Below are 8995 nucleotides of genomic sequence, written 5' to 3'. Positions count from 1 at the left end.
GCCACCGCGAACCGCTCCACGACCCCCGCCTCCGACCGCTTCCGCGATTTCATCGCGTCCGGCTGGGCCGAGAGGGAGGAGCCGCTGCCCGCTCCGCGTGAGCAGGCGTCCTTCGCCGCCTCCCGCCGCGAGCGCCTCTCCGCGCTGCACACCGGCGTCCGCATCATCGTCCCGGCGGGCCGCCTCAAGCAGCGCGCGAACGACACCGACTACCCCTTCCGTGCGCATTCGGCCTTCACCTGGCTCACCGGCTGGGGCTCCGACTCCGAGCCCGGCGCGGTCCTCGTCCTCGAGCCCGCCGAGTCCGGCCACAGCGCGACGCTCTACTTCCGCGAGCGCGCGGGCCGCGACTCCGACGAGTTCTACGCCAACCCCGAGATCGGCGAGTTCTGGATCGGGCCGCGTCCGTCGCTCGCGCAGGTCGCGAGCGATCTCGGCCTCGCCACCCGCGGGATCGCCGAGCTCGACGCGGTCCTCGACGCGCACGACGGCGTCCCCGTCGCCGTGCTGCGCGAGGCCGACCCGGCGGTGACCGGCCGTCTCGACGCGGTCGAGGCCGACGAGCGGGCGGACCGCGACGCGGCGCTCGAGCGCGACATCGCCGAGCTCCGCCTGGTCAAGGACGCGTACGAGATCGCCGAGCTGCGCGCCGCCGTCGACGCGACGGGCCGCGGCTTCGAGGACGTCCTCTCCGACCTGCCGCGCATCGTCGCCCACGAGAAGGGCGAGCGCCTGATCGAGGGCGTCTTCAACGGACGCGCGCGCGCCGACGGCAACGCGGTCGGCTACGACACCATCGCCGCGGCGGGCCCCCACGCCTGCATCCTGCACTGGACGCGCAACGACGGGCCGGTGCGCCCCGGCCAGCTGGTGCTGCTGGACGCCGGCGTCGAGCAGGACAGCTACTACACCGCCGACATCACGCGCACCTTCCCGGTCGACGGCCGGTACACGGACGCCCAGCGCCGGGTGCACGAGACGGTGCGGGAGGCGGCCGACGCCGCGTTCGCGATCGTCCGACCCGGCATCCGCTTCCGCGAGGTGCACGCCGCGGCGATGGCCGTCATCGCGCGCCGCACCGCCGAGTGGGGCCTGCTGCCGGTCAGCGCCGAGGAGGCGCTCGAGGCCGACAACCAGCAGCACCGCCGCTACATGGTCCACGGCACCAGCCACCACCTCGGGCTCGACGTGCACGACTGCGCCCGGGCGCGGCGCGAGATGTACCTCGACGGACTGGTCGAGGAGGGCATGGTCTTCACGATCGAACCCGGCCTCTACTTCCAGCCCGACGACCTGACGGTCCCGGAGGAGCTGCGCGGCATCGGCGTCCGGATCGAGGACGACGTGCTCGTCACCGCAGACGGCGCCGAGAACCTCTCGGCCGGCATCCCGCGCTCGGCCGACGACATCGAGGCGTGGATGGCCCGACTGGCCCGCTGAGCCCGGTCGCCCGCGGGGAGCCCCGGCCGCTCAGGCGGCGAGGGGCAGCGCGAACTCCCCGCGGGCGGCGGCCAGCGCCAGCCCGTCGAGCAGCGTCGCCAGCTGACCGGCGGGAGCGTCCGGGTCCTCGGGGTGCCACTGCACGCCCACGAGGGGGGCCGCGACGTGCTCGACGGCCTCGATCACGCCGTCCTCGGCCCGCGCGACGACCCGCAGCCCGGGGGCGAGCAGGTCGACCGCCTGGTGGTGCGCACTCTGCACCGCGAGCGCCTCGGACCCGAAGAGCCCGCCGAGCACGGAGCCCGCCGCGAGCCCGACCTCGTGCCGGTGCATGCGCTGGTGAGCGGGGGCCGACGCGTTGACGTGCTCCGCCTCCGGACCCAGGTCCTGCACCAGCGTGCCGCCCAGCGCGACGTTGACGATCTGCAGGCCGCGGCAGATGCCCAGCAGCGGGGTCCGACGGGCCAGCGCCCGGTGCACCAGCGCGATCTGGGCCGCGTCGGCGCGCTCCGCGTGGGGGCCCTCGGCCGGATAGCCGCGGTCGGCTCCGTACTGCTCGGGAGCGATGTCCTCGCCGCCCGCGAGGACGAGGGCGTCCGCCCCCGCCGTCCGAGCGAGCAGCTCCTCCGTGCCCAGCTCCTCGGCGGCGAAGCGCTCCGCCCGCCAGCCGCGCTCGTGGGCGAGGGCGAGGATGCGGCCGTTCAGGATCTGCACGTAGGCGTGGTACTCCTCGCGGCCCGGTCGCACGCGGGCGACCTCGACGATGGCGAGCGAGCGGGTCATGACTCCATCCTGGGGACGCCGCCGCCGCCGGTCGAACCGCCGTGTCACGCGGTGTCACACTCCGGCCGTACGATCACGGAGTGACCTCGCCGAGCCCGTCCGTCCCGGAGCGCGTGCAGCAGGCGCGCTCCGAGGTCTCCGTCCTCGCCGGGACCACTCCCGAGCGCCGGGTCCGACCGCTGCGCGAGGCCGTCGAGCACGTCGCCGCCGGCGGCTCCCCCGATCCCGGCGCCCTCCTCGACGCGGTCGACTCGCTGGTCGGGCTCCTGACCCGCGCCGAGGTGCAGCTGAGCCGCGTCGAGCGCTCCGTGCGGGACGACCTGGAGCGGGCCGCCACCCTCTCCGACCTGCGTACCTCGGCTCAGCTCGCCTCCGCCGCCGACGTGGCCGTCGCGTGCGCCGCGGCACGGTCGCTCCTCCTGGACGCCGACGACGCCCGGTCGGCCGGCGCCCGCCACGATCCGGCCGCGCTCCTGGTCCTGCTGCTCGACGCCGACTCCGCGTTGGACGCCGTCGTGTCCGGGTACCGCGAGCCGCGCGCCCAGGCCGAGCGCCAGCTCCTCCTGTTCGAGGCGGCGCGCACCGCGGCCCGGCTCGGCGCCGAGTCGGTGCTGCTCCTGGCCGCCGTGCACGGCGAGCGCATCACCGCTGCACCCCGGATCCTCGCGGAGGAGACCCTCGGGCAGCTGGACACCGCGGTGCGCCGCGCGGCAGCCGATCCGGCCGGCGCTCTGGACGAGGCCCGCGCCGCCGCCGACCGCGCCCGCTCCGCGCTCGACGAGGCGCTGGTCGACCTCGACGGCGCACCCCCGTCGCTCCGCCCCGCGGCCGTCCCCGGAGGCCTGCCCGCGGCCTGAGCGCGCAGGCACCCGGCACCGGCGCACGTGCCATAGTGAGGGACATGGCCTCCTTCCTCGTCGTCCCCCAGTGGCAGGGCTCGGCGTCGACGCGCGCGATGCGCCTCGTCGACGGAGCCGAGGCGATCCGGGGCGATCTGCCCTCCTCCGCCACCACGACCCTCGACATCCCCGCCGAGGCGGGCGACGCCCAGGACACCGGCATCCGCCGCTACGCCTCGGTCGCCACCGTCGCCGAGCGGGTGCGCGAGGCCCTCTCGGGCCGCACCGACCCCGTGATCACGATCGGCGGCGACTGCGGCGTCGAGTTCGCGGCGATCGGGCACGCGGTGCGCTCGGCACCGGGCCCGGTCGCGCTGGTCTGGCTCGACGCCCACCCGGACGCGCACACTCCCGAGTCCTCCCCCAGCGGCGCCTTCTGCGGCATGGTCCTCTCGGCCGCGCTGGGCCGCGGCGTCGGCCTCCTGAGCGCGGGCGCCGAGGAGCGCGTGGCCGACGAGCGCGTCGTCCTCGCCGGCGTCCGCTCCGCCGACGACGGCGAGCTCGAGCCGCTGGTCGAGCGGGGAGCCGCGGTGCTGACCGCGGACGCCCTCGACCCGGACTCGCTCGTCGCGGCGGTCGAGGCGACCGGTGCCGCCTCCGTCTACGTGCACCTCGATCTGGACGTGCTCGACCCCGCCGATCTCGCCGGGCTGTTCGACCCGGTGCCCTTCGGCGTGCCCGCCTCCCGCCTCGTCGCGAGCCTCGACGCCCTCCGGTCCCGTTTCCCGCTCGCGGGCGCCGGCGTCACCTCGTTCGCCCCGTCGTCGCCGACCGCGGCCGAGGACGACCTGCCCACGATCCTCCGCCTCCTCGGTGCTCTGTCCCGCGGGGCCTGAGAGAGCCCTGCCATCGGCGCGCAAGCCCGAGCGCGTGTCGGCGGCACCCGGCAAGATGGTCGGACGCGACCGAGCGGAGGAACGATGAGCGACGAGAGACCGCGCGTGCGCACCGAGCGGCGCGGGCCCGTGCTCGCGATCGTGCTGGACCGGCCCGAGAAGCGCAACGCCGCCGATCTGCGGCTCCTCTCCGAGCTGGCCTCCGCGTACGGCGAGCTCGACCGCGACCCGGAGCTGCGCGCCGGCGTCGTCCTCGCCGAGGGCGAGCACTTCACGGCCGGGCTCGACCTCGCCGACATTGGGCCCCGCCTGGGCTCCGACGGCCTCGACTTCGTGCCCGAGGGCGGCCTCGACCCCTGGGGCCTGCGCACCCGGCCCGTGAGCAAGCCGGTCGTCATCGGCCTCCAGGGCACCTGCCTCACGCTCGGCATCGAGCTCGCGCTCGCGAGCGACGTCGTGCTCGCCGAGCGGTCCACCCGCTTCGGCCAGATCGAGGTCGCCCGCGGCATCCTGCCCTTCGGCGGAGCGACGCTGCGGTTCCCCCGCGCCGTCGGCTGGGGCGACGCGATGCGCTGGATCCTCACCGGCGACCTCTTCGACGCCGAGGAGGCCCACCGCATCGGCCTCGTGCAGCAGGTCGTCCCCGACGGGTCGGTCGCCGAGGCGTCCTGGGCGCTGGCCGCTCGGATCGCCGCGCAGGCGCCGCTCGCCGTGCAGGCCGCCCTGGCCAGTGCCCGGCTCGCCGTCGCCGCGTCCGACGCCGAGGCCGCGGCCGCGCTCCCCGGGGCGCTCGCGCGTCTCGCGGCGTCCGAGGACGCGCGCATCGGCACCGAGGCCTTCCTCCAGCGGACCACGGCGGAGTTCACCGGCCGATGAGCGATGAGAGCACCACCGTCACGGCGCCCGGCAGCTCCTCCCTCGAGGCGCAGCAGGAGCGGGCCGCGCAGCAGCTCGAGATCCGGCTCCGCTACGGCGACCAGGTGTGGGAGCTGCGCGAGGTCGACCACTTCGCCGTGTTCTCCCGCCGCAGCACCGCACGGCGCGCCGGACGCGTCCTCGTCGCCTCCGGCTTCCAGATCGCGATCTCGCGGCTCCGGCTGAGGCAGGTCCTGGTCGCGAGCCACCACGCCGCGGTCGACGAGCAGTCGACCACCGCGTTCCTCCGCCAGGTCATCGACGCGGTCGAGAGCCACGGCGGCCGCTACGACGGCTGGCGGGCCGAGATCGTGCCGGCGCATTGACCGCCGCGCACCCACCGACGACGGGGCTCGACGCCTCCGAGAACCCCAGGGAGACAGCATGAGCAGCACGACCGACGAGTTCGACGTCATCGTCATCGGAGCCGGGCCGGTGGGCGAGAACCTCGCCGACCGCGCGGTCCAGGGCGGCCTCACCGCGGCCGTCGTCGAGAGCGAGCTCGTCGGTGGCGAGTGCTCCTACTGGGCGTGCATGCCCTCGAAGGCGCTGCTGCGGCCGCCGATGGCGCTCCGCGCCGCCCGTGATCTCCCCGGCGCGGCGCAGGCGGTGAGCGGAGGAGTCGACGTGCCCGCGCTCCTGGCCCGCCGCGACTCCTTCACCAGCCACTTCGACGACCACGGCCAGGTGCAGTGGCTCGAGGGAGCCGGCATCGAGCTCGTCCGCGGGCACGGCCGCCTGAGCGGCGAGCGCGAGGTGACCGTGACCGGACCCGACGGCGAGGTGCGCGTGCTCCGCGCCCGCTCCGCCGTCGCCGTCGCGACCGGCACCACCGCCGTCGTCCCCGACATCCCGGGCCTGCGCGCCGCGTCACCCTGGACGAGCCGCGAGGCCACCTCGGCCGAGGAGGTGCCGCCGCGCCTCGTCGTCATCGGCGGCGGAGTCGTCGCGACCGAGATGGCGACCGCCTACGCCGGCATGGGCTCCTCCGTCACGCTCGTCGCCCGCAGCGGACTCCTCGCCCCGTTCGAGCCCTTCGCCGGCGAGCTCGTCGGCTCAGCGCTCCAGGAGCTCGGCGTCGACCTGCGCCTCGGCGACTCGCCCGTCTCGGTCGAGCGCCGGTCCGACGGCACCGTGACGGTGACGCTCGAGGGCGGCGACGTCATCGAGGCCGACCAGGTGCTCGCCGCGACCGGCCGGGCCCCGCACACCCGCGATGTCGGTCTCGAGACGGTGGGCCTCGAGCCCGGCTCCTCGCTGACCGTCGACGACACGATGCTCGTCCTCGGCGACGACGGAGCTCCCCTCGGCGGCGAGCGTCCGTGGCTCTACGGCGTCGGCGACGTGAACCACCGCGCACTGCTCACGCACCAGGGCAAGTACCAGGCCCGTGCGGCCGGCGACGTGATCGTCGCGCGCGCCGCGGGCGCCGAGGTGCACGACGCCCCCTGGGGCGCCCACGTCGCGACCGCGGACCACGAGGCCGTGCCGCAGGTCGTCTTCACCGACCCCGAGGTCGCGTCCGTCGGCCTCACCGCCGCGGCCGCCGAGAAGGCCGGCTACCGCACCCGCGTGGTCGACTACGAGATCGGCTCGGTCGCCGGCGCCGCGCTCGCCGCCGACGGCTACAGGGGCACCGCGCGGATGGTCGTGGACGAGGATCGCCAGGTCGTCCTCGGGGTCACGTTCGTCGGCAAGGAGGTCGGCGAGCTGATCCACTCCGCGACGATCGCCGTCGTCGGCGAGGTGCCGCTCTCGCGCCTCTGGCACGCGGTCCCCTCCTACCCGACGATCAGCGAGGTCTGGCTGCGGCTGCTCGAGACCTACGGGCGCGACAGCGCGTGAGCGCGCTCCGCCGAGCCGTCGCGACGGTGGCCCTGGATCCGGCGATCACCCGGCCGGGCTACCTCTTCGCGTGCGCAGTCGGACTCGCGTGGGGCGCGCTGTGGAGCACGGGCCCGATCCGGCGCAGCCACGGTCTCGTCGTCTTCACCGGTCTGCCCTCCTGGGCGTTCGGCCGCGGAGGGTCCTGCGTCGGCACGAGCTACCTCACGGGCACCAACGTCTCCGACAGCGTCCTCGAGCACGAGGCCGTGCACAAGGAGCAGTGGCGGCTCTACGGGATGTGGTTCCCGTTCGCGTACACGGTGGCGGGTCGCGATCCGCTGCGCAATCGATTCGAGATCGAAGCCGGTCTCGAGAAGGGCGGATATCTCCGTGGTCACTGACATGACGGGGCGCGTCGTCGTCCTCACCGGAGCGAGCTCCGGCATCGGCCGGGTCGCGGCGGGAGCGCTGGCGTCCGCCGGGGCCCGCGTGGCCGTGGTCGGGCGGAACCCCGAGCGCACCCGCGCCGTCGCCGCCGACGTGGGCGGCGACGCCTTCCTGGCCGACTTCGACCGGCTCGACGACGTCCGCGCCCTGGCCGACGGCCTCCTCGAGCGCTACGAGCGGATCGACGTCCTCTCGAACAACGCGGGCGGGCTCGTCTCGCATCGCGCCGAGACGGTCGACGGCCACGAGCGGACGATCCAGAGCAACCATCTCGCGCCGTTCCTGCTCACCCGTCTCCTGCTCCCGCGGATGATCGAGACCTCGCGGGAGCGGCCCGGTGTGCGCGTCGTCTCCACTGCGAGCCTCGCGAACCGCTTCGGACGTCTGAAGCTCGACGACCTCGACAACCGCCGCGGCCCGTGGCTCGGCGGCTGGCGGGCGTACGGCACGTCGAAGCTGGTGACGATCCTCTTCATCCGCGAGCTGGCGGAGCGCCTGCTGACGACGTCCGTCGACGCCTACTCGTTCCATCCGGGCGTCGTCTCGACGAGCTTCGGCGCCGACAGCACGATGATGAAGCTGATGACGAGCCTCTCGGTCGGCTCCTTCGGCATCTCCGCCGAGGCGGGTGCGGTGCCGCTGATCACGCTCGCCTCCGAGCCCGACGTCGGCGCCGCCAGCGGCACCTACTTCGACCAGCTGACGCCGCACGGCTCCCTGAACCCCCAGGCCCGCGACCGCGCTCTCGCACACGACCTCTGGACCCTCTCCAGCCGTCTCGTCGGCGTCTCCCCCACCCTGTAGCCCGCTGCCGCTCCCCGCTGCCGCCGACTCGGCGCGGGTGCGGCGCGGAGCGCCCAGGCGCTCTCCCGGCGGCTCTCGATCCGCCCTCCCCGAGTGCTGCGCTCTCAGCAGCGCGCCCGAGGCCGCGCCTCTGGCGCGCCGTCCCCCGCGGTCGCGCCCGTGGCGCGCCGCCCCCCGACGAGCAGCGCCCGGAGCGTCGCAGGGCGTCGTTCTGCAAGGCGGAGGAGGAAGCGATACCGGCGGTATCGCGCCCGACGACAACGCCGCAGAACGTCGCCCTGCGGCGCTCCGGGTCAGTTGGACTCTGGGCGGTTGAGGCGCCAGTACCCCATGAACGCCACCCGCTTCCGGTCGAGTCCGAGTTCGGTGACCAGGCAGCGGCGGATCAGCTTCACGGCGCCCGCTTCGCCGGCGATCCAGGCGTAGAGGCCGGGGTCGCGGCTCTCCTCGGGGACTTCCCAGAGGATCTCGTGGTCGACGTCGATGTCGCTGACGTCGACGCCGCGGTGGTGGGCGGTGAGGAAGCGGCCGGCCCAGGCGCGGACGGCGTCGCCGAGGGCTGCTCCGGGGGCTGCCGCGTCGGTGCGGACGATCCAGGTGACGTGGACGCCGGCGGGGTGGCGGAGCGGGAGGCGGTCGAGGGCGGTGGGGACTTCGAGGAACGCGGCGCCGGTGGCGTCGGCGTCGAGGCTCTCGAGGATCGCGGCGATGGCGGGGACGGCCGTCTCGTCGCCGGCGAGGAGGAGGGAGGTGGCGGCGCCGGGGTGGAATTCGACTCCGCCGCCGGGGAGGTCGGAGCGCGTGTCGGGCGCGATGATGACGATCTGGTCGCCGGGGCGGGCGGTCTCGACCCAGGCGGAGGCCGGTCCGGTGTCGCCGTGGGCGGCGAAGTCGATGTCGACCTCGGCGTCCTCGGGGCGGACGGCGCGGATCGTGTAGGTGCGGAGGGGGTTCCGGAGCTCGTCGGGGAGCTGTCGCCAGCGGCCGTACCAGTCGGGGTCGAGTCCGTCGGGTCCGTCGGGGTCCGAGACGGAGGCGAGGAAG

Annotated in this window: 10 protein-coding genes; 8 read left to right on the top strand and 2 right to left on the bottom strand. The window is 75.2% G+C overall.

Going from position 1 to position 8995, the window contains the following annotated elements; translation table 11 throughout:
- A partial coding sequence (locus C5C24_RS17040) for an aminopeptidase P family protein (RefSeq protein ID WP_104305537.1) occupies positions 1–1440 on the top strand: 1440 nt, incomplete at its 5' end.
- A gap of 30 nt (positions 1441–1470) precedes the next feature.
- Here C5C24_RS17040 and C5C24_RS17035 read toward each other — a convergent pair.
- Positions 1471–2223 (bottom strand): gamma-glutamyl-gamma-aminobutyrate hydrolase family protein, encoded by a 753-nt coding sequence (locus tag C5C24_RS17035; protein WP_104280758.1) that lies wholly within the window; start codon positions 2221–2223, stop codon positions 1471–1473.
- Positions 2224–2303: 80 nt separating this feature from the next.
- Between C5C24_RS17035 and C5C24_RS17030 the strand changes: the two genes are divergently transcribed.
- The 7 genes from C5C24_RS17030 (at position 2304) to C5C24_RS17000 (ending at position 7951) form a co-directional block, all read left to right on the top strand.
- Positions 2304–3080, top strand: coding sequence for a hypothetical protein (locus C5C24_RS17030; RefSeq protein WP_104280759.1), 777 nt, complete (start codon positions 2304–2306; stop codon positions 3078–3080).
- Between the two features lie 44 nt (positions 3081–3124).
- A complete protein-coding gene (locus tag C5C24_RS17025) occupies positions 3125–3958 on the top strand; it encodes an arginase family protein (RefSeq protein WP_104280760.1) in 834 nt (277 codons plus the stop codon).
- 84 nt (positions 3959–4042) lie between these two features.
- Positions 4043–4834, top strand: coding sequence for a crotonase/enoyl-CoA hydratase family protein (locus tag C5C24_RS17020; RefSeq protein ID WP_104305536.1), 792 nt, complete (start codon positions 4043–4045; stop codon positions 4832–4834).
- Entirely contained in the window at positions 4831–5199 is a 369-nt protein-coding gene (locus C5C24_RS17015) for a ribonuclease E inhibitor RraB (protein WP_104277876.1), read from the top strand. Before C5C24_RS17020 ends, C5C24_RS17015 begins: the two co-directional genes overlap by 4 nt.
- Positions 5200–5257: 58 nt before the next feature.
- Entirely contained in the window at positions 5258–6718 is a 1461-nt protein-coding gene (locus C5C24_RS17010; RefSeq protein ID WP_104305535.1) for an NAD(P)/FAD-dependent oxidoreductase, read from the top strand.
- Positions 6715–7101 carry a Fe-S oxidoreductase gene (locus C5C24_RS17005; protein WP_104227423.1) on the top strand — a complete coding sequence of 129 codons (387 nt, stop codon included), beginning with the start codon at positions 6715–6717 and terminating at the stop codon, positions 7099–7101. The genes C5C24_RS17010 and C5C24_RS17005 overlap by 4 nt, the downstream gene beginning before the upstream one ends.
- Entirely contained in the window at positions 7091–7951 is an 861-nt protein-coding gene (locus C5C24_RS17000; protein ID WP_258065349.1) for an SDR family NAD(P)-dependent oxidoreductase, read from the top strand. The genes C5C24_RS17005 and C5C24_RS17000 overlap by 11 nt, the downstream gene beginning before the upstream one ends.
- A 293-nt stretch (positions 7952–8244) precedes the next feature.
- Here the strand turns inward: C5C24_RS17000 and C5C24_RS16995 are convergent.
- On the bottom strand, positions 8245–8995 hold a 751-nt coding region (locus C5C24_RS16995; protein WP_104305533.1), incomplete at its 5' end, for a siderophore-interacting protein.

The organism is Rathayibacter sp. AY2B3, from assembly GCF_002931755.1.
Lineage (GTDB): Bacteria > Actinomycetota > Actinomycetes > Actinomycetales > Microbacteriaceae > Rathayibacter.
Note: the sequence above shows the minus strand (reverse complement) of the source record. Positions and strands in the feature narration are given on the sequence as shown.

Excerpts from the sequence above, each read along its gene's own strand:
- C5C24_RS17035 (WP_104280758.1), bottom strand. The coding sequence starts at position 2,223 with ATGACCCGCTCGCTCGCCATCGTCGAGGTCGCCCGCGTGCGACCGGGC.
- C5C24_RS17025 (WP_104280760.1), top strand. The coding sequence starts at position 3,125 with ATGGCCTCCTTCCTCGTCGTCCCCCAGTGGCAGGGCTCGGCGTCGACG.
- C5C24_RS17020 (WP_104305536.1), top strand. The coding sequence starts at position 4,043 with ATGAGCGACGAGAGACCGCGCGTGCGCACCGAGCGGCGCGGGCCCGTG.
- C5C24_RS17015 (WP_104277876.1), top strand. The coding sequence starts at position 4,831 with ATGAGCGATGAGAGCACCACCGTCACGGCGCCCGGCAGCTCCTCCCTC.
- C5C24_RS17010 (WP_104305535.1), top strand. The coding sequence starts at position 5,258 with ATGAGCAGCACGACCGACGAGTTCGACGTCATCGTCATCGGAGCCGGG.